Raw genomic sequence first — 20,030 nt, forward strand, 5'->3', positions numbered from 1 at the left:
GACTCAAGTGTGTAGCGCTAATGACAGCGCGCGTTGCTGCCGCTGCTGGCGACGAATCGACAGTGCCAACATCAAGGCAAGCAGTAACACGCTGCCCCCTAAGAGCATGTCGAAACGGCTCGAGGTCGATGTTTGTGGCAGGACGCCCATTGGCTGCCAACCCAAGGGTAAATGCTGGCGCACCACCGCATCGCGGCTCATGGCATTGCTGGTGATGGGGGTTAAATCCACCGCGACTAAGCTGGTATAAGGGCTGACTAAGTGATAGTTCAGCGACAACGCCGTGACCTGTTGTTTGACCTTGTCATCGTTAGCGCCGTTTTTACTCAGCTCTAAGGCCGCAATCTGTTTGCGCGCCCAGAGTAAATCGAGTCCCGCCGCGGGCTGCGCAGCATCAGTTGCAGAATGGCTTGCGTCATTGGCTTGCAAAGATAACGACTGTTGCCAGTTTTTATGGCCCTGACGACCGGAGATCACCAGTTCCTGAGGCTCACGTGGGTGGCGCTTTAGGCTGATCAATACCGGCTCACCGCGGTAAAGATCGGGGCTTGGCGCTGGCCAGTAGTCAGGCACAGATCCATCGTCAAAGCGCACCTGTAAATCGGTGAGTACCGGATACTGGATTTTGGCCAGCAATTGGCTGATCTTTTGCTCCACTTCATCCACATCACCAATGTAAGTAAAAGTGCCACGCCCAAGTTCAGCCGCACGCTGCATAAAATGCGAGTTCGGCGCCGAGCCAATGCCTACGGTGAAAAGACGGTTGTCGCCAATTTGATTGCGGATTAACTCAAATAACGCCGACTCATTGCCGACGGAGCCATCGGTCATAAAGATCACTTGTCTTAACGACTTATCCTCAGCCGACGCTGTGTTAAACGCCTGTCTTGGCAGCGCGGCATTTAAAGCCAGCGCCATTTCGGTGCCGCCATCGGCCTGCAAACGATTCACAAACTGACGCGCCTTGTCCAGATTAGTCGCTGTCGCGGGCAGCGGTGTGGACGATAATAAAGACACATCGGAGTTAAATTCGATTATGTTAAAACTGTCCTGTGGCCTTAAACCGCGCAGCGCATAACGCAGGGCATTTTTCGCCTGAATAATGGAATCTCCCGCCATCGACCCCGAAGTATCAATCACTAAAATAAGCTCACGGGGCAAGTTCAGTTGTTCACTGGCCTCGACTTTGGGCGGCAGAACCATCACTAAGCTGTAGTTATCTGTATTGCTACTATTACCAGTTGGACCTGTATCCGCACTCGCATTCTTGTCCTGTGCCGTATGGGTTTTGCCCGCTTGGTTGAATACCCAAGCCACGGGACTCGTGCCCTGCTTAAGACGCCATTGCAGCACAAAGTCACGATTGGCGGGCACACGATTAGCCAATGCCGCCGTCAGTTGGCCCTGTTTTTCCGCTATCGTAATGGGATGATACGGACTCACCACGGCTGATTTTTCCACGTCGTCACCAAGCTTGACCTTAATATCGGCCTTGAGTACGGGATCCGCCTCGCTATTGGCATCGCGGATCGGGGCGATAATCCGGTCGGCATCGAAGACTTGGCTGCTGGTCACACGCTCACTCTGGTTCCCTCCGAGTGTTAGGCCTGGAATATAGCGCGGCGCCACCACCAGCGGAAAACGTAGGCTAAAGAGACCATCTTCATAATGAATGGTTTCTTGATAGCTGATTTCGACCACCAACTCCTCATCGGGAGCGAGGTTGGCGACTTCGGTCGTAAACATATTGGGCCGTTCTTGGCTGACTAGACTGGCGCGTTTCCCTTCGGCTTTTGCCTGCTCAAAAATCTGTTTTGCTTCCTGTTTTGGGTGAATTTCACCTTCGATGATCCGCTCACCAATGTGCAAACGCAGTGAGTCCACCGCCGCCTCATTGGGTAAAGGAAAAAGATAGCGGCCATTGAGGACAAATCCCGTTTGATTACTGAAAACCTGCTTTACGCTCACCCTATTGGTTAACCCAGAAACTTGCATCGACACCTGCGTGTCCACGGGTAATGACGGCATTAAACGGCCGCTGGCGGTTTGATACACCAACATCCCTTGGGTGACGTCATCGAAACTGAAAGCTGGCAATGTGCTCGCCGTGTGTTCATCGAAGGTCGCGGCAATATTTTGCGGCGCCGATAAGGTGCCCACACTGTCCGGTGAGGCTAACACCGCAAATGGTAGCCCCCAACAAATGGAGGCGCCGATCACTAGCATCGCCAGTGTTTGACAAACTTCTTTTACCCTTTTCCCTGTGATCATCACAAAGGCTCCTGATCTTGGTTGAATACGATTGATATTGTTGAATTATTCGGTCACGCGGCTCGCCATCAGCCCTTGGTTAGGCTGCATGGTCAGAGTGACTCGGCGATCAAATACATCGGATTCACTATCTTGCTGATCATTGAGGGGCATTCTGGCGCCGAAGGCTTGGGTGGTGATCCGCTCGGGGGCTACGCCTTGCTTAATCAAGTATCCCCGCACTTCTAACAAACGTTGCTCCGAGAGCGCTTGGTTGTAGGCCAGATCACCGCGACGATCGGCATAACCTTTCAGCTCGAGATTGGACTCGCTCGAGCGCTTCATCACCTTGGCGACATTGTCTAATTGGGGCAAAAAATGGCTTTCAAGCTCCGACGAACCCGTACGGAACTGCACATTCATGCCCAGCGCCAACTCACTTAACAGTTGTTGTTGCTCGGCGAGCAGTTCATCGAGTTGCTTTTGGGTTAAGGCATATTCGGCGGCGCGTTGCTCGCTGGCCTGTTGTTTGGCCGATAAGCTCGCCAGTTGTTGGCGCTGCAAGGCAATATGCTGTTGCTGGGTTTTAACCGTGTCGGTATCGGAAACCGATTGACCGATTAAGGTGCCAGTAAATCCACCGATAATGGCGCCAACGGGACCGCCTACTATGGCGCCAAGTAACGCTCCGCCGCCAAGACCTATCAGCGCTTCGCCATCATCCTCATCTTGCTCAAGTATCTCAGTCTGTGGTTCTGAGAGCACGGGTTGATTTTGCAGGGATACCCTGGCCGATACGCTAGCGATGGGCGTGGCGAATACACTCAGTACCAAGATATTAATCAGCGTCTTTTTCATCATCTCATTCCTTTTGATTTGTGCTGCGCTTACCCGCCTAAGTCATTAGCGCGGCGGGTAAAACGGAATGAGCTTATTAAACACAAGCGCCATGGCATAAGCGGGGATGGAAAATGGCAATGCGACTATCAATTGTGGCAACAAAATGGCAATTGCATTCGGGAGCTTTTCTCAGAAATAAATTCCTGTATAGTCACGAAAACTTATCCCCAGCAGTCAATAGGAAGATGGCTAAATGAAACGTATCGCCATTGTGGAAGATGAAGCGGCCATTCGCGAAAATTACAAGGATGTGTTGCAGCAACACGGTTACAGTGTGCAAACCTATGCCGACAGGCCATCGGCCATGCTGGCGTTTAATACCCGTCTGCCGGATTTAGCCATTATCGATATCGGCCTTGGCAATGAGATTGACGGCGGTTTTATGCTGTGTCAGTCCCTACGCGCCATGTCAAACACTCTGCCGATCATCTTCTTAACCGCGCGGGATAGCGATTTTGATACTGTGTGCGGCCTGCGTTTAGGCGCCGATGATTACCTGAGCAAAGAAGTGAGCTTCCCCCATTTGACGGCGCGTTTAGCCGCACTGTTTCGCCGCTCTGAGTTAGCCACCAGCCAAACATCGCAGGAGAATTTACTGGAGCGCGGACCGCTCACCATCGATGCCAATCGAATGCTGGTTTCTTGGAACCAGATCCCGATAGAACTCACAGTCACCGAGTTTTGGATGGTGCACGCCCTTGCCAAACACCCGGGGCACGTCCGAAGCCGCCATGAGCTGATGCAGGAGGCGAAGATTTTTGTCGATGACAGCACTATCACCTCCCATGTGAAGCGCATCCGTAAGAAGTTTATGGCCGCCGCGCCCGAATTTGATTGTATTGATACCGTTTATGGTATGGGCTATCGCTGGGACAGCCTAGCCTAAACCATGTCAAATAGCAGATTAGCCAGCATTCTATGACACGTTTTCCCTTAGGTCTTCGCACTAAAGTCATTGGCCTTAGCCTGTTTTTACTCTGCCTACCTTGGCTGGGGTACCAATATGTGTGGGAGATGGAAAAATACCTGCGCCACGGTCAGGAACGGACCTTAGAGGGCACCACCCAAGCCTTAGCGACCGCACTGCACGAGCGCCCCAAGCTGTTCGACGGTCAGGCGAGCTTTTTAAAGCAGGTTGAAAAGAGTCGCGATCTCTATGCTTACCCCTTAGCGGGCGCGATTCTGCTCGATGGCAAACTCAATGAATGGCAGGAATATCAGCACAGATTTATCCAGTACGGTGAGGCGAATCTCATCATGCGTGCCGATCCCAGCACGCCGCTCACCTTAAGTTTTACCCATATGGTGGGTCAGTACGATGGTTATCTGTATGCCTTTTTTCAGGTGGTCGATCCCAATGTGGTGTTTCGGGGTAAAAATGCCTTAAGCGTCGATAGAAACGATCACCTGTCGATTGCAACCCTTGCCCCCGACAATAAATTTAAGCGTTATATCGTGGCTACGACCCAGCCCGGTTGGATCAGTGCCTTCGAGCTGCCCGCAAATCCTAAACAAACCGTGCCAGTGACACCCGAAGTCCGTATTCAAGGGCAATGGGCGACCACGGATGTGGGCTACAATATCGAGCTGCGTATCCCCTTAGATATGGTGGGCAGCAAACTGGGATTTGCCATTGCCGATGTGAATGACAGCAAATACCGCGATGTGACCGCAGTGGTTGGCACCTCGGCCTTAGATACCGTCGACAAGCTGGGCACAGTGTTGGTGCCATCACCCGAAATTGAGAATATTATCAAAGGGATGAGCCACTATAGTTCACGGATTTGGGTGGTCGATAAACACGGCCGTGTGCTCGCGAAGTCTGGCGATATCCGTGACAGCAACAGTGTGTGGACGCGCACCCTCGATGATGAAAACAGCAATTCACTATGGCAGCGTTTTCAGCGCGACTACCTGCACCCGCTCTACTATAAAATCCTCACTAAACCGCCGAAGGATTTTATCGATTCCCTACAAGACTCGACTGAACTCAACGGTAGCCATATTCAAAAAGCCCTTGCGGGACAACAAAGCTCGACCTGGCGACTGACGCCAGACAATAAGGCTGTGGTGCTTGCAGCCGCCAGCCCGATTTGGATTGATAACAATGTGATGGGCGCCGTGGTGGCCGAAGAAACCACCCACGGTATTCGCACCCTGCGTAACCGCGCACTGGAAAAACTGTTTAACGTGATCCTGACCATTATGAGCATGGGCACCTTAGCGCTGTTTTTCTTCGCCTCAAGTATTTCGAATCGTATCCGCAAACTGCGCGATGAAGCCGAGAATGCCATCGACAGCCAAGGCCGGGTGCGGAACCATTTAAAACCCTCTAAGGCGCGGGACGAGATTGGCGATTTATCCCGCAGTTTTGCCAGCATTGTCGGCCGTTTAGGCCAATACACTCATTATTTGGAGAACATGTCGTCACGCTTATCCCATGAGCTACGTACTCCTGTTGCTGTGGTGCGCTCCTCTTTAGAACACTTAAATCTGCAAACCTTAGATAAAGACACCCAAAAATATGTCGACCGCGCCCAAGAAGGGGTAAGCCGTTTAAGCATGATTTTGAACAATATGAGTGAGGCAACGCGCCTCGAGCAGAGCTTAACTCAGGCCGATGTGACTAAGTTCCCGCTATCCCAAGTGGTGAGCGGTTGTATGCAAGGCTATCAAATGACCTACCCTGAGCAGCAATTTAGCGTCAAAGTGCCCGAGCAACCTTTGATGATGCAGGGCGTGCCCGAATACATCGCCCAATTGATGGACAAACTTATCGCTAACGCCATCGAGTTTTGTCATCAAGGCAGTGCAATTGAAGTGATTCTCACCCAAGTTGGCAAACAGGCTACTCTGCTTATCAGTAACTTAGGACCACAGTTGCCAGTGGATATGTCGGAGCAGATCTTCGATTCCATGGTCTCGGTGCGGGCCAATCAAGCCCAAGATAAACCTCACCTTGGCTTAGGTTTATATATTGCGCGGCTTGTGACCGAATTCCACCAAGGGAAAATTTTGGCCCGTAATCGCAGCGAAAACGATGGGGTCGATATTCTGGTCACCCTGCCGCTTAGCTAATACAAAGACTTACAACTTGAGGCAAACTCATCTGTTTGCCTCCTGCCATTTTCACGGGCAGATGCTAAGATGACGGCCATCACAATGGATAACAACATAAAAACTGACTTGCCAAGGTAAGCCCTATGACAGATAAACATCAGCTAGCCACCCAAATCGTCAGCGTCGGTCGAGATAAAAAATGGACCAAGGGTGTGATTAATCCGCCCGTATTTCGCGCATCGACTATCGTCTTCGACACCATGGAAGACATGCGTCACGCCGCCAAAAACAAAACCAATGGCGAAATGTTTTACGGCCGCCGAGGCACCCCGACCCACTTTGCGTTTCAAGCGGCGATCAGTGAGCTCGAAGGTGGCGTAGGTACGGCGCTGTATCCCTCGGGTGCGGCAGCGATTAGCGCGGCTTTATTATCCTTTTTACAGGCGGGCGATCACCTGCTGATGGTCGACAGTGTTTATGAGCCGACCCGCGATCTTTGCAGCCATATTCTGGCTGGCTTTAATATTGAGACTACCTATTACGATCCCCTGATTGGTGAAGGTATTCGCGCGCTTATCCGCCCCAACACTAAGGTGCTGTTTTTAGAGTCTCCCGGCTCCATCACCATGGAAGTGCAGGACGTCCCAACCCTGTGCCGTATCGCCCATGAACACGGATTAGTGACTATTCTCGACAACACTTGGGCCTCGCCAATCAATAGCAAACCCTTCGTGATGGGTGTCGATGTGTCGATTCAAGCCGCGACTAAATATATCGTCGGTCACTCTGATGTGATGATTGGCACCGCGACCGCCAACGAAAAGCACTGGCCGCAGCTGCGTGAGCGCAGTTATTTATTGGGGCAAACCACCTCCCCCGACGATGTGTATCTCGCCACACGCGGATTACGCACCCTAGGCGTGCGCATGGCGCAGCATGAAAAAAATGCCCTTAAAGTGGCTAACTGGTTGAAAACTCGCCCCGAGGTTGACCATTTACGTCACCCCGCCTTTGATACCTGCCCAGGACATGCGTTCTTTAAACGCGACTTTAGCGCATCAAATGGTTTGTTTTCCTTTGTATTAAAGCAAGGGGATCAGGAGGCGGTCACCGCACTTGTTGAAAATATGCAGCATTTTAAAATGGGCTTTTCTTGGGGCGGTTATGAGAGTCTGATCCTAGGGATTTTCGGAATTGAAAAAATCCGCAGTGCGACTCAATGGGATGCAAGCAAACCATTGATCCGTGTGCATATTGGGCTAGAAGATCCCGATGATTTAATTGCCGATCTTAGCGCGGGCTTCGAGCGCTTTAATGCTGTACTCGCTGCCAAGGCCAAATAAGGCTTAAACAACTTATATGTTAAACAATCAAGGCGGGAATTATCTCGCCTTCATTTTGCCCCGCCTTCGTTTAACCCCACCTTATTTTGACTTCGGTTTTACCCACTTTTACTATTTTGGCTGCGCCGCACTTATTGCGGGGTCAACCCACGCCTGAGAGCCGTATAAAGGCACGGTCGATAAGGCATGTTTGTGGCTGCCATTAGTCTCTTTGGTTGAATAAGACAAATACAATAGCGTTTGATTGGGCGCATCGTAAATTCGGCGCACTTTTAAGGTTTTAAATAAGATGCTTAAGGATTCGGTAAATACTACTTCGCCGTGTTTGCTCTTATCGATTTTGGCGATATCGGCGGCGGAAATCGGCCCCGTTTGACGGCAACTAATGCCCATATCGGAGGGATCGGCAAAATCAAGATTCGCTTCGATACGGCTAATATGGCAGGTCACGCCGGGGATTTTCGGGTCTTGCTTGGCATCGATAATCACGTCTTTCGTGGTAAATAAACCGAGGCTCACTTTACCTACGTCATCGCCGCAGCCCGTGAGCAGTGTCCCCGCCAACGTCACGGCCAGCAAAGACATTAAAGCCTGATTAACTTTCTTCATCTGTTTATCCTTATTCATCATCCTATTGAGCAAAACACTTTTGTGCCCAACGCGTTAAACCAGCCGTCACCGAACCAAAGTGATCCCCAACCACCACAGGCGTATTGGGGTAAAGGCTAGTGATTTTAGCGTAAATTGCTGGGCTTCGTGCGGTACCGCCCGTCACATAAATCACATCGGGTTGGCACTCATAGATTCCAGCCTCGACAGCCAGTTCTTCAGGTGCTAATCCATTGCCAGCAAGACTCTTGGCCGCCTGAGTCAATGCTTGGTGCATTAAGGCTTCTATCTTAGTCAATGACGGTTCAATGGCATTTTCAAAACAATCGCGACTCACTTCAACATTGAGCTTGGCCTCAATAAATTCCAGTGAACTTTCAGTTGTTTGAGCCTCAGACAAGGCTATTTTAGCTCGCTCGGCTAAACGTACAATTTGGTAGCTTAACTGTTGTTGCTGCACTTTGAGCAATCTTTTTAATAAATGTGGCTGCTCAGCTTCTTTGATCAGTTCATCTATCAACTTGCGAGTGCTTAAGGTGGTAAACTCACGCTGGGCACTGATATCGTTAACGGCAACCGCATTCCAAAAGGGATTACTTGGCATAGGTTTACCATTCCCCATAAGCGAACCTAAACCAAAGTGCGGCATAAAGGCATTCATCGCCAATGCGATATCCAGATCGTTACCACCAATACGCTGGCCGCTGTGGCCAAGACAATCGGCACTGCGGTCGAAATTCGACTGATGCTTAGGCCCCATTTTTACTACAGAACAGTCGGTGGTACCGCCACCGACGTCGACTACCAGTACGGTTTGATCGGATTTGAGGCTGGCTTCATAGTCCATACCCGCGGCAAGCGGCTCAAACAGAAATGCCACATCGACAAACCCCGCCCGTTTCGCCGCTAAGGTTAAAATGGCCTCGGCTTGGCGGTTACTCTCTTCACCACCAATGCCCTGAAAGTTCACTGGGCGACCAATCACTGCATGGGTAATGCTGGCTTCGCCTGCGGATGTTACGCCCTTTTCGGCGAGTACGGCTTCGGCGCGCATTTTAATATGCTGCATCATTAAAGTGACTATGTCTTCAAACAGGGCAACTTGCTCGGGTCTAAGGCCAGTTGCACCTAAAAAGGATTTTGGCGAACGGACATAAAAACCTTCTTCCGGCATTTCAAGATACGCGGCCACGGCCTGCTCACCCACAAACACCGCTGGCGTCTCGGCATCGAGATCTAATTCATGACGTACCATACGGGCGCGGCTTAATTGCGCGGCGCGTTTTTGGGCATAATCGGCTTTTAATTCTGTGGGAAGAGCGCGATAAACGGCTTCGGCAATTAACTCTCGGTCCATCGCATATAGCGTTGACGGTAAATAAGTTGAATCGGTGGATATTGGTAAGAGTGATACTTCATCTCCCTGCATGATCCCAACGGCACAGTTGGCACTGCCATAATCAAATCCAACAAACATCCGCTTACCTCTAAGTCATACCACAATAAAAAGCCGAGCACGTTAACACAGTTTGCCTCAATCCCAAAGAAAGCCTAGCGCATATCCTACCCTTTACCTTGTAAACTCATGACTAGCCAGCGTTAAGTTAAAGTCACATTTTTGTCACAATGGTCATCAATCTGACATATTCCGTTCGTATCTTTATAGACTAATGACTTTCGCCCGAAGGGGAATTTGCCTTTAAATCCCTTCATTTGTAGCAGTAAATCTGATTGCACTCCGATGTATGAATGCTATTGTATACTGCGCCATGACGCTTGCTTAAAGGAGCTGTGCAGTGTCCCCGAATACCGATAAACTGTCGATTGATAAAGAACTCTCTTGGTTGTCATTTAATGAGCGAGTGCTGCAAGAGGCCTGCGACCCCAATGTGCCGATTGTTGAGCGCGTGCGCTTTTTGGGTATATTCTCCAATAATATGGATGAGTTTTTCCGGGTGCGGGTCGCAGCAGTCAGGCGCTCTATATTACTGTCTTCCCTACAGGAAGGGCGTAGTAATAGTCGTCACTTAATGGCAAAAATTCAATCCAAAGTGATGGCACTGCAGGAGCGTTTCGACAGTATCTATGCCGAGCTGATGCGCGAATTAGTTCGCCGTAATATATTGTTAATTAATGAAAAACAATTAAGCGACTTCCATAGTAACTGGCTTAAAAAGCATTTTCGCGATCATTTTAAACGCCATATCGCGCCGCTTATCGTCAATAACAATCGCGACCTCGTAAAACATATCAACGATGATGCAACTTACCTTTGCGTATGCTTATACACTAAGTTGCGCAGACAATATGCTCTCGTAGAGGTACCCACCAAAAATGTCCCGCGTTTTATCGAGTTACCTGCTGAGAAATCTAAAGCCAAAAAATACCTGATCCTGCTGGATAATATTATCCGCCACTGTGTGGATGAGTTGTTTGGGCCGTTTTTTGAATACGATGCGATTGAAGTTTATTCGATGAAGCTCACCCGCGATGCGGATTTTGATATTACCGATGAGCTAGAACAAACTCAGCTAGAAAAAATGACCAAGGGTCTGAAAAAGCGCCTGACGGCTGAACCTGTGCGTTTGGTATACGACAAAGAAATGCCCGAACATATGCTTGAAATGCTGAAGGAAAATTTAAATATCAGCTCTACTGAATGTTTGATCCCAGGCGGGCGTTACCACAGTTTCAAAGACTTTATTGGCTTTCCCAACCCCAGCCGTGATTACCTCGAAAACGAGAAACTGCCCGCGCTGAATAGCTCGGGCTTTGGCCGCAGTGCCAACAGTTTCGATGCGATCAAAATGGGCGATATTATGCTTAATTATCCGTACCATAAGTTCTCCCACTTTACGGAAATGGTACGTCAAGCCGCCTACGATCCTGCGGTACGGTTTATTCGCATCAATCTGTACCGGGTAGCGAAAAAATCCCATGTGATGCAGTCACTTATCGATGCAGTCAAAAATGGTAAACAAGTCACTGCGGTAATAGAACTACGGGCTAGATTTGACGAGCAATCCAACATTGAATGGACGCGAGTACTCGCCGAAGCCGGCGTAAAGGTCCACCATGGGATCACCAGCTTAAAAGTACACTCTAAGTTGTGCTTAATTGGCCGTGAAGAGCAAGGCGAAATGAAGCTTTACTGCCATGTCGGCTCAGGCAACTTTAACGAAGGCACGGCACGGGTCTATACCGATTTGTCCCTCTTTACCGCCAATCAGGAAATCGCCCGCGAAGTGGAGCAAGTGTTCGACTTAATTGAACATCCCTACCGCCGTGATAACTTCCAGCATTTGATTGTGTCACCCTATGATGCGCGACAAAAGCTCACCCATTTGATTGATAAAGAGATTGTTAACGCCCAAAGCCATATTAAGGCGGCGATTACTTTAAAATTGAATAACTTACTCGATGAGTCTCTAGTACAAAAGCTCTATGAAGCATCAGCTGCGGGCGTCAAAGTCAAATTATTGATCCGCGGAATTTGCTCGCTGATACCGCAAATTCCGGGGATCAGCGATAACATCGAAGTCTACAGTATTGTCGACCGCTTTTTGGAGCACTCTCGGGTGATGCTATTTCACGCGGGTGGTGAAAATAAGTTGTTTATTTGCTCCGCCGATTGGATGAGCCGCAATATTGATAACCGTGTTGAAGTGAGCGTACCAATCTATGATCCGCGTCTAAAACAAATGGTGATGGATATTTTATCGTTACAATTCAACGATAATACTAAGGCTCGCATTATCAATAAGGAACAGAGTAATCCTTATCGTAATCGCGGTAATAAACGTAAAGTGCGTTCTCAAATTGCCATTTATCAATATCTGATTAATTATGAAAAGCGGTTACAGCAAGAATTAAACGCCCAACGGGAAGCTGCAAAGCTTGAAGTAGAGCAAGCACAAGCGCTGACTCTCGATCCCGCATTACAGGCCAAAGCCAGCTAACGCTGGCTTTATTTTAGTCTCGATTGCCTAAGGATAATCCGATTGGTTGCCACACATTCACAGCCGCGACACTTTGTCGCCATCGACATGGGCTCAAACAGTTTTCACTTGGTTATCGCCCGAGAGCAAGACGGCAGTTTGCAGATATTACACAAAGAAAAACAGCAAGTTCAGTTAGCGACAGGCCTCAATGCGCAAAATATTCTCAGTGCTGATGCTATCGAACGCGGCCTAAATTGCCTACGGGACTTTAATCAGCGTTTTTCAAACCTCGACCAAGCACAGGTACGCTTAGTCGCCACCCACACCTTAAGAGTGGCTAAAAACCGTGAGCAGTTTATTGAGGCAGCGCTGCGTATTATGCCCTACCCAGTGGAGGTGATTTCTGGCCATGAAGAAGCGCGGCTCATTTATAACGGCATTGCCCAAAGCCAAGTACTTGGGAAACGTAATATCATTATCGATATCGGTGGCGGCTCTACCGAAGTGGTGCTCGGGCAAAAAAATACCCCTACCCATTTATCGAGCCTACGATGTGGCTGCGTGAGTTTTAATGAACGCTTTTTTATCGATGGCCAAATTACTCCAGCGTCGTTTCGCGGGGCGCAAAGCGCTGCCGACAAACAATTTGCTTCACTGTCGAAGGAATATTTCAGCGGCGATTGGGACTTAGTGCTCGGCAGCTCTGGCACCGTAAAAGCTATTTGCGAAGCAATCCAAGAAGAACATGGTGATGAAGTCGTCACCCTCGCACGCCTCAAACAATTAAAGCTGAAACTGATTAAGTGCGGACACATCAGCCAAGTGCACTTTGCTAATATCGATGATAAACGCACGCCGCTAGTGCCTGCTGGCCTTGCGATTTTAATCAGCTTTTTTAGACGCTTACCCATTGAGCAATTGGAGTTTAGTCCAGGCGCCCTGCGCGAAGGCGTGCTCTACGAATTAGCCAAAATTGGCCAATATCAAGACATTCGCCACCGCACCGTTGACAGTATTGCCCAGCTTTACCATGTGGATATGCCCCATGCGGCTAAAGTGCGTGACACCGCCATGGCGCTGTTTGAGCAAGTCGCCGATGAATGGGGATTAAGACCCCATGCACGCTTACTCTCCTACGCTGCGACCCTGCATGAAATTGGGTTACACATCAACTCCAAGGCATTACATAAACACGGTGCTTATATCATTAGTAACAGTGATTTACCGGGTTTTAGTGAGGCGCTGCAACAGGATTTAGCCAGACTGATCGCCAACCACCGTAAGAAACCCAATGAATTGCTACTGGCCGAATTAGAGCCTAGCCACAAACTCACCCTCATTCGTCTCGCCTGTCTACTGCGCTTGGCAGTGTTAGTGCATTTAGGCCGAATTGCCAAAGCCCTAGTGCTTGAGAAAATCCAAGTGGTACCAGATGGCCTCATGCTAGTGCTTCCTAGCCACAAGCGTAAAATAAGCTTGTTTATGAAAGACTTGCAGCGAGAGCAAAAACAAATGGCAGCCCTAGGGATGCAGTTGCGTTTTGTTTCAAGCCTTGAGCAGCGCCAAGAGAAACCGTAAGAAGTAAAAAGTGGCATGCTAAACAAGCATCGCCAGTGAATAAAAGCATTTCATCCCTCAGAGACATTGAGTGCTCTAAGGGATGAGCTGATAAACGCCTTATGCTATTTATCCCCCTTCCCTTGGGGTATCTCGAGCTTATCAAGCTCACAACCACAGCGATTACAGTAGGTTGCATCTAAATCATGACCCATTTTATGGCATTGATTACAAGTACGCAGATCCCTATGCCGTCCCGCTTCTTGGGAAATTTCAGCGGTTAAAATACCCGTAGGGATCGCAATAATGGAGTAACCCAGCAACATGGTAAATGCGGCAATCGCTTGGCCTAGTTCGGTTTTCGGCGTGATATCTCCGTATCCTACCGTCGTGATGGTCACAATAGTCCAATATACTGACTTAGGAATAGAGCTAAAGCCATTCTCAGGCCCCTCAACGACATACATCACGGCACTTAATACCATGATGATTAAACTCACCGAAAAGAAAAATAGGAACACTTTACGGCTAGATTGCATCATCGCCTTAAGCAGCAAATTACCCTCGCTTAAGTAGCGCAGTAATTTAAGCACCCTAAAAATCCGAAAAAGTCGCAGCACACGAATCACTAAGGTGAAATTAGCTCCAGGAATAAAGAGCGCGAGATAACTAGGCAGTACCGATAATAAATCCACTAACCCATAAAAACTGCGGGCATACAGTACAGGATGGGTCGCGCAATAAAGCCTCAAACCGTATTCAACGGTAAAAATCAGCGTAAACACCCACTCTAACACCCGAATAATGTGTCCATAATCCCGATGAAACGCTTCCACTGTGTCAAGAAACACCAACGCCACACTCAGCACAATACAAATGATCAGACCAAGATCAAAATAACGGCCTGCGGGTGTATCGGTACCAAAAATAATGATGCGTAACTTACGTTTAAATGGGCTTTCAGTGTCCAGTTTTTCAAGCGAATGGTTTGACATAGGGGAAAACATCCTTGCGGTAAATAGCGTTATCTGATCCTAATTTCCAAAGTCTGCCATGCAATTGCTACTCGCTCAAAATTATCTACTCACATTGGCAAAAATTTGCGGTATGATGCGCAAAAAAAGCGTTAACAGCGTCATTTTAGAGGAAGACATGCGCGTACCACTACTTTCCAAATCCATTACTGTGGCAATAACTCTCGCCGCACTGATTTCTCCCCAAGTGCTCGCCTCATCGAGTATTGGCAAAGTCGATTTAGTGGTAATCACTAAGTCTGAATCCAATATGGCCTTATTAAGGGATGGCAAAGTCCTGAAACAATACCGCATTGCTATGGGTGACTTGCCGACAGGCCATAAGTTGACTGAAGGCGACCAACGTACACCACAGGGCCGTTATATTCTGGACTATAAAAAGTCCGATAGCGCCTATTATAAGTCCATCCATATTTCTTATCCGAATGAAGAAGATAAGCTAAGAGCCAAGGCGCTAGGGATCAGACCCGGTGGCATGATCATGATCCATGGCCAGAACCCACGCTCTCCTCTCCCTCCTGAGCAAGCACAGCAATACAACTGGACCGATGGTTGTATCGCCATTACTAACGCCGAGATGGACGAAGTGTGGAAAGCCGTTGATGAAGGTACACCCATCGAGATTTGGCCCTAAGCCATCACAGAATACGCCCAGTTAAATGGGCGTTTTTATTTGTGTTACCTGCTTTAAGGATTTTTGATGTCAACAGCAAACACAGAAGCTAATGTATTGAGCTTCAAAGCATTAGAACAGACATGGCCTGAATTTGAGGCGAAGATATTAGCGTTTCTAGACCAATTGGGCTTAGCAGATAAAGCATTGCATTGCGATCATGTCGCCCTGAGGGTGAACAGTATCGCCGCTGCCGATGAACTCAAGCAAGCCTTAAGTGCCCGCGGGCAGATCATCTCGGATAATCAAATTAATGGTCGCACAATCCTGATCATTGAACTGGATAAGCCCTTAAGACTCGGCAACTTTAGCATCGACTGTGTCGAACTCCCCTATCCTAGTGATACCGTTTATCCTCAAGAAGGCTGGGAGCATATCGAGCTGGTATTGCCATCCACTGCACAGGACTGCGACAGTCTAGGTCAAGAACTGACTCATTTGAGCCCCTCACTTGTGCAATTACTCCAAGGGCATTCGGCATCCTTAACCGAAGCGCCAATAAAAGTGAAATTTAGCTCGCCTAAGGGCGATAAAGAACGCTTAGCTAACCCCACCATCGCCTTTAAACGAGCCGATATCTGTATCAAAATCCACCCGCACAGCATTAAAGCGGTTATCGCCAGCGAACAGGCGGAGATATAAGATCAATCGAGGCGCAAACCGTTGACATTAGGAATGTGACAGCAATTCCAATGACATATAATGGATTGCATGAAACAGGCAGTTTGCGAAAAAATCAGCAGCAATAACGGTTGAAATAGCCTAGATTCAAACTATTAACACTTTGGTTAGTCATTAGATTTTCTCGATTTTGTGTTATCGACCACGGAAGTCGCCGATGCGCATTGCCGTGATACCCATAAGGATGCAGCACATGAAGCCACATAAGCACGAGGCACAGCTACTCAAACTCGCCCTCGAAATTGGGATCGGCTACGCCAAAAAACGCGGTTTTGATGACTTTGACAAGGGTGTGTCGCCCAAGGATAAAGTGGAATGTATTTATCGACTTTTAGTGACCGATAATCTGATCCAACCCTTAGCAAAAGATAAAGAAGACGGCCCGAATATGAAGCACAAACTGGTACTGTGGATCATCCGCCATCTGCCGACAGATCATCCTTTATTGCAATAAGCGCTCAAACACAAAAACAGGGCGCCAATGATTGGGTGCCCTGTGTGGAAATAAGAAATAGACGCGGGAGTTACTTCGCGACTTTTTGCACTTTCTGTGCTTTTTCCGCCGCCAACACAGTGGCCATCGGTGGCACAATGGTTGTCGGATCGAGGCGCATTTGGAACCAATTCAATCGCCAATCTAAATGCGGACCATTCGCTCGTCCTGTCGCCCCAACTTCAGCCACAGCTTGCCCTTGCTTAACGGTTTCGCCCGCATTCACATAGAGTTTGCTTAAGTGTAAAAAACTTGAACTCACGCCATAGCCATGGTCGATAACCATAGTCCCGCCTGAATAAAACATATCGGGAACCGACAGGCTAATCACCCCATCAGCGGGTGCGACCACCACAGTGCCAGTTTTCGCAGCGACATCCACACCAAAATGTGGGTTGCCAGGCACATCGTTATAAATACGCTGACTACCATATACACCAGAGATCCTGCCGGTTAATGGCCAAATAAACGATTGTAAAAACGCGGTTTGTTCACTAAAAGTCCCGCGTGCCGCTTTGACCTGCGCCGTATCCTTTGCTGCTCGCTCCTGCGCCACGGGATCGGGCTTCATAATCTTATTGCTGATCCCTTTTACATTCTGAATATTGTACTCTCGCTTCTTGATATTTAACGGTTTAACTTCAGTTAAGCCATCGGGATACACTAAGGTAAGCTGTTGAATAAGCTCTGCGTCCCTATCAAAACCAAAGGCAAAATGACCATCAGGCGTCACTTTAACGGCCTCGCCATTAAGACTTACCTGCGTACCCGCTGGGGCTTTACCACGAATTAACGCACCCTGTTCAAATTTACCGTCAAAACTCACTTGTGCTTGAGTCGATAAGCTAAACAGGGTCAAAAGTGGCAATAACGCCGCCTTACAAGTGCGCGATAGCATGTTCGGCAACGTTTTTAACAACTTATATAGAGCATTAGGTACAGCGTTTAGCATATTTTCAAAAATCCTTATTCAAACAATAACGCCCTAAAGATTAGGGCGTTAAAAAATCGACAGGGTTAATTCCCTTTGGTCACTATGGCGCCTTTACCCACACCTTCGTAGGCAATCACAGTAAACTGGCTTGAAGGCACTTTCGTGGCTAAAGTGGTTGCCATATAGTCTGCCAGCAATTCGACCGTGGTATCGTGCGGGATCAAATCACAACATTCCTTGGGCATCGCCAGTTGGAAATCCCCCTGAGGCGCTTGATAATGGAAACCATAATGGCTGTCATCGCTGATCCGCGTTTGTGGCGATAGGTTTAACGTCTTCACCGAGACTAAATCCTCTTCGCTACCGAGGTAGATATCGTGCCAACGCTTGGCCCAATACTCATCCCATTTCGGCGCGGACACTCCATTCTCAAACACTTGAACTGGGCTGCGATGACCATGGGCAATCCGCTGGCAATTACCATCGTGTTTACGCAAACCATGGCTGTAGTGATAGTAAGGCGCGTTCAGGATCTCATGCCTTAAAGTGAGGCTAATTCCTTCAACATTATCAGGCAGAGTTTCCCGTAGGGCTTTTTGCAAGAAGGCATTGACGCTTGGAATATCAATCTGTTCCGATGGAACGAGTGCAAAGGCTTGGGAAGGACAAGCTAAATGGATCTCACCGAGCGCGCTTTCAAAATCCATCCACACCCGATCGCCCTGCTGCTGCCAACGCACGCCGCTGCAGGCGGTAGGCACCAATAAACGATGATCGGCCACCGCATCAATCGTGTGTTTAATAGCACGTTTGACCTTGGCAAAATCGAGCACCATATTTTGCTCGTCTAGACCGCCTTCTAATACCACATCAACAATCCAGCTTTCCCCCACCATGCCACGCTTTGGGCACAGGTAAGAAAAATCGATCACGGTTAAATCTTTTACAAACAGTTGCATTGACTCTCCTCGGCAGAAAAACAGTCCGCCTTAATAGGGATTGCGCCACTTAGCGATGGCCGAGCACGCTCACTTGGACAGACACCAAGCTTACCCAAATAATAAGGATTCTAATCAATTCTGCTTCGCCCCGCGACAAATGAATCCTTTCTTAGATACTTTTTATCTTAAGACATGTGTTAACGAACTTGAGCCCACCATAGTTTGCTATCGCAATGAGTAACAAACACGAAATAACGCAAACCGTTTAATCGACCATATCGTGACCGACAGATAGTTTCAGCCGCACACTAATAGACGCTACAGATTAACAAGCAAAACCCTAAACGAAACACCGCAAACCCTACAGAGTTAATCGAGTAAAAACAGCGAATTAGCTCACAAAAATCTAATCCACAACAGCGATAGACCCAATCGAAACAAGGCGTTATCCCTAAGCCATTTTAGTCGTTACTATCGCCCCATAAACCATACAATTAACAAGGTTAATAAGGGAGAAAACCAGATGACAAAACTTACCGCTATCGCGATAACCCTCACAGCTATAGTAGCGAGTAGCTACGCCGTTGCCGCCGAACCGATTGAAGTCATTTCCCCAGCAAAAATCACTGAACCCGAAAAGGTGGAGCTGGGTAAAATGCTGTTTTTTGAACCAAGGCTGTCTAAATCAGGTTTTATTTCCTGTAACTCTTGCCACAACCTCTCCACCGGCGGCGTGGATGCCCTGCCCACATCGATTGGTCACCATTGGCAAGAAGGCCCAATAAACTCTCCGACCGTGCTAAATGCTGACTTTATGCTGGCGCAATTCTGGGATGGCCGCGCCAGCGACTTAAAAGAACAAGCCGCGGGCCCAATTGCCAACCCCAAAGAAATGGGCTTTACCCATGAACTCGCCACCGAAACCATTGCCTCAATGCCCGCTTACCGTGCCCGCTTTGCCAAGGTTTACGGCGATGAAAAAGTCGATATTGACCGCTTAACCGATGCCATTGCCGCCTTCGAAAAAACCTTAGTCACGCCAAATAGCCCATTCGATCAATATCTATTAGGTAAACAGGATGCGATAAGCAGCGAAGCCAAAGCGGGTTACCAACTGTTTAAGGACAAAGGCTGCGTCAGTTGCCATAACGGCCCTGCGGTCGGTGGCACTATGTTTATGAAGATGGGCTTAATCAAACCATTCCACACCAATAACCCCGCCGAAGGGCGTAAAGGCGTAACGGGTAAGGATGCGGATAAGTTTGTGTTTAAGGTACCGACACTGCGCAATATCGAACTCACCTATCCCTACTTCCACGATGGCAGCGTATGGACGCTCGAAGAAGCAGTAAATACCATGGCAGATATTCAGTTAGGGCAAAAGCTTACCGACAAGGAAACCAAGGAAATGGTGGCGTTCTTAAATTCACTCACAGGTGAACAGCCACAGATCACCCTGCCGATCCTCCCCCCATCGAATAAAGAGACTCCACGCCCAGTACCTTTTGCGACAGGAGCAAAATAAGGGTTAAATCTAAGAAGCATTTAGCATAAAACAAAGGCCGAGGATAAACTCCTCGGCCTTTTTGTTTAATACTTGGTGCTTAAAAAGCT

At 48.5% G+C, this 20,030-nt stretch carries 16 protein-coding genes; 9 read left to right on the forward strand and 7 right to left on the reverse strand.

All coding sequences use genetic code 11. The annotated features are described in order from the left end of the window. Window positions 1–3 precede the first annotated feature (3 nt). Window positions 4–2,271: a marine proteobacterial sortase target protein gene (locus tag HG547_RS13965; protein WP_169548164.1), complete on the reverse strand. Its 2,268-nt coding sequence runs from the start codon at window positions 2,269–2,271 to the stop codon at window positions 4–6. A gap of 45 nt (window positions 2,272–2,316) precedes the next feature. Beyond that, window positions 2,317–3,111 (reverse strand): sortase-associated OmpA-like protein PdsO, encoded by a 795-nt coding sequence (pdsO, locus tag HG547_RS13970; protein WP_169548165.1) that lies wholly within the window; start codon window positions 3,109–3,111, stop codon window positions 2,317–2,319. A 232-nt stretch (window positions 3,112–3,343) separates the two neighbouring features. Between pdsO and pdsR the strand changes: the two genes are divergently transcribed. From pdsR to HG547_RS13985, 3 genes are all read left to right on the forward strand, one after another. Then, a complete protein-coding gene (gene pdsR, locus HG547_RS13975) occupies window positions 3,344–4,036 on the forward strand; it encodes a proteobacterial dedicated sortase system response regulator (RefSeq protein ID WP_037418159.1) in 693 nt (230 codons plus the stop codon). Between the two features lie 32 nt (window positions 4,037–4,068). After that, window positions 4,069–6,228: a proteobacterial dedicated sortase system histidine kinase gene (pdsS, locus tag HG547_RS13980; RefSeq protein WP_169548166.1), complete on the forward strand. Its 2,160-nt coding sequence runs from the start codon at window positions 4,069–4,071 to the stop codon at window positions 6,226–6,228. A gap of 125 nt (window positions 6,229–6,353) precedes the next feature. Beyond that, on the forward strand, window positions 6,354–7,553 hold the full coding sequence (locus HG547_RS13985; RefSeq protein WP_169548167.1) for a cystathionine beta-lyase: 1,200 nt from the start codon (window positions 6,354–6,356) through the stop codon (window positions 7,551–7,553). A 111-nt stretch (window positions 7,554–7,664) separates the two neighbouring features. Here HG547_RS13985 and HG547_RS13990 read toward each other — a convergent pair whose 3' ends face one another. Continuing rightward, window positions 7,665–8,162 carry a CreA family protein gene (locus HG547_RS13990; RefSeq protein WP_086024101.1) on the reverse strand — a complete coding sequence of 166 codons (498 nt, stop codon included), beginning with the start codon at window positions 8,160–8,162 and terminating at the stop codon, window positions 7,665–7,667. Window positions 8,163–8,184: 22 nt separating this feature from the next. Next, the gene (gene yegD / locus HG547_RS13995) at window positions 8,185–9,639 is read right to left on the reverse strand and encodes a molecular chaperone (RefSeq protein WP_169548168.1); all 1,455 of its coding nucleotides are present in this window, start codon (window positions 9,637–9,639) and stop codon (window positions 8,185–8,187) included. A gap of 319 nt (window positions 9,640–9,958) precedes the next feature. On the opposite strand from yegD, the gene ppk1 reads away from it, so the two are divergent. Both ppk1 and ppx read left to right on the forward strand, forming a co-directional pair. Continuing rightward, entirely contained in the window at window positions 9,959–12,121 is a 2,163-nt protein-coding gene (ppk1, locus tag HG547_RS14000) for a polyphosphate kinase 1 (RefSeq protein ID WP_169548169.1), read from the forward strand. 42 nt (window positions 12,122–12,163) lie between these two features. Then, window positions 12,164–13,681, forward strand: a complete 1,518-nt coding sequence (gene ppx, locus HG547_RS14005; protein ID WP_169548170.1) for an exopolyphosphatase — start codon at window positions 12,164–12,166, stop codon at window positions 13,679–13,681. A gap of 104 nt (window positions 13,682–13,785) precedes the next feature. Here ppx and HG547_RS14010 read toward each other — a convergent pair whose 3' ends face one another. After that, the gene (locus tag HG547_RS14010) at window positions 13,786–14,655 is read right to left on the reverse strand and encodes an ion transporter (protein WP_037418109.1); all 870 of its coding nucleotides are present in this window, start codon (window positions 14,653–14,655) and stop codon (window positions 13,786–13,788) included. Between the two features lie 157 nt (window positions 14,656–14,812). On the opposite strand from HG547_RS14010, the gene HG547_RS14015 reads away from it, so the two are divergent. From HG547_RS14015 to HG547_RS14025, 3 genes are all read left to right on the forward strand, one after another. Next, complete coding sequence (locus HG547_RS14015) at window positions 14,813–15,328, forward strand: L,D-transpeptidase family protein (protein ID WP_080612373.1); 516 nt, start codon at window positions 14,813–14,815, stop codon at window positions 15,326–15,328. A 66-nt stretch (window positions 15,329–15,394) separates the two neighbouring features. Beyond that, window positions 15,395–16,009, forward strand: a complete 615-nt coding sequence (locus HG547_RS14020) for a VOC family protein (RefSeq protein WP_169548171.1) — start codon at window positions 15,395–15,397, stop codon at window positions 16,007–16,009. A gap of 232 nt (window positions 16,010–16,241) precedes the next feature. Beyond that, window positions 16,242–16,502, forward strand: a complete 261-nt coding sequence (locus HG547_RS14025; protein WP_011626406.1) for a DUF5062 family protein — start codon at window positions 16,242–16,244, stop codon at window positions 16,500–16,502. A gap of 70 nt (window positions 16,503–16,572) precedes the next feature. Here HG547_RS14025 and HG547_RS14030 read toward each other — a convergent pair whose 3' ends face one another. Beyond that, window positions 16,573–17,493: a M23 family metallopeptidase gene (locus HG547_RS14030; RefSeq protein WP_169548172.1), complete on the reverse strand. Its 921-nt coding sequence runs from the start codon at window positions 17,491–17,493 to the stop codon at window positions 16,573–16,575. 65 nt (window positions 17,494–17,558) lie between these two features. Beyond that, a complete protein-coding gene (locus HG547_RS14035; protein ID WP_037426454.1) occupies window positions 17,559–18,434 on the reverse strand; it encodes a 6-carboxytetrahydropterin synthase in 876 nt (291 codons plus the stop codon). Between the two features lie 505 nt (window positions 18,435–18,939). Between HG547_RS14035 and ccpA the strand changes: the two genes are divergently transcribed. Beyond that, the gene (ccpA, locus tag HG547_RS14040) at window positions 18,940–19,941 is read left to right on the forward strand and encodes a diheme cytochrome c5 peroxidase CcpA (RefSeq protein WP_037418098.1); all 1,002 of its coding nucleotides are present in this window, start codon (window positions 18,940–18,942) and stop codon (window positions 19,939–19,941) included. Window positions 19,942–20,030 lie beyond the last annotated feature (89 nt).

It is taken from the genome of Shewanella sp. DNRA4 (assembly GCF_012843185.1).
Taxonomy (GTDB): domain Bacteria; phylum Pseudomonadota; class Gammaproteobacteria; order Enterobacterales; family Shewanellaceae; genus Shewanella; species Shewanella xiamenensis.

Excerpts from the sequence above, each read along its gene's own strand:
- HG547_RS13965 (WP_169548164.1), bottom strand. The coding sequence starts at position 2,271 with ATGATCACAGGGAAAAGGGTAAAAGAAGTTTGTCAAACACTGGCGATG.
- pdsO (WP_169548165.1), bottom strand. The coding sequence starts at position 3,111 with ATGATGAAAAAGACGCTGATTAATATCTTGGTACTGAGTGTATTCGCC.
- pdsR (WP_037418159.1), top strand. The coding sequence starts at position 3,344 with ATGAAACGTATCGCCATTGTGGAAGATGAAGCGGCCATTCGCGAAAAT.
- pdsS (WP_169548166.1), top strand. The coding sequence starts at position 4,069 with ATGACACGTTTTCCCTTAGGTCTTCGCACTAAAGTCATTGGCCTTAGC.
- HG547_RS13985 (WP_169548167.1), top strand. The coding sequence starts at position 6,354 with ATGACAGATAAACATCAGCTAGCCACCCAAATCGTCAGCGTCGGTCGA.
- HG547_RS13990 (WP_086024101.1), bottom strand. The coding sequence starts at position 8,162 with ATGAAGAAAGTTAATCAGGCTTTAATGTCTTTGCTGGCCGTGACGTTG.
- yegD (WP_169548168.1), bottom strand. The coding sequence starts at position 9,639 with ATGTTTGTTGGATTTGATTATGGCAGTGCCAACTGTGCCGTTGGGATC.
- HG547_RS14010 (WP_037418109.1), bottom strand. The coding sequence starts at position 14,655 with ATGTCAAACCATTCGCTTGAAAAACTGGACACTGAAAGCCCATTTAAA.
- HG547_RS14015 (WP_080612373.1), top strand. The coding sequence starts at position 14,813 with ATGCGCGTACCACTACTTTCCAAATCCATTACTGTGGCAATAACTCTC.
- HG547_RS14020 (WP_169548171.1), top strand. The coding sequence starts at position 15,395 with ATGTCAACAGCAAACACAGAAGCTAATGTATTGAGCTTCAAAGCATTA.
- HG547_RS14025 (WP_011626406.1), top strand. The coding sequence starts at position 16,242 with ATGAAGCCACATAAGCACGAGGCACAGCTACTCAAACTCGCCCTCGAA.
- HG547_RS14030 (WP_169548172.1), bottom strand. The coding sequence starts at position 17,493 with ATGCTAAACGCTGTACCTAATGCTCTATATAAGTTGTTAAAAACGTTG.
- HG547_RS14035 (WP_037426454.1), bottom strand. The coding sequence starts at position 18,434 with ATGCAACTGTTTGTAAAAGATTTAACCGTGATCGATTTTTCTTACCTG.
- ccpA (WP_037418098.1), top strand. The coding sequence starts at position 18,940 with ATGACAAAACTTACCGCTATCGCGATAACCCTCACAGCTATAGTAGCG.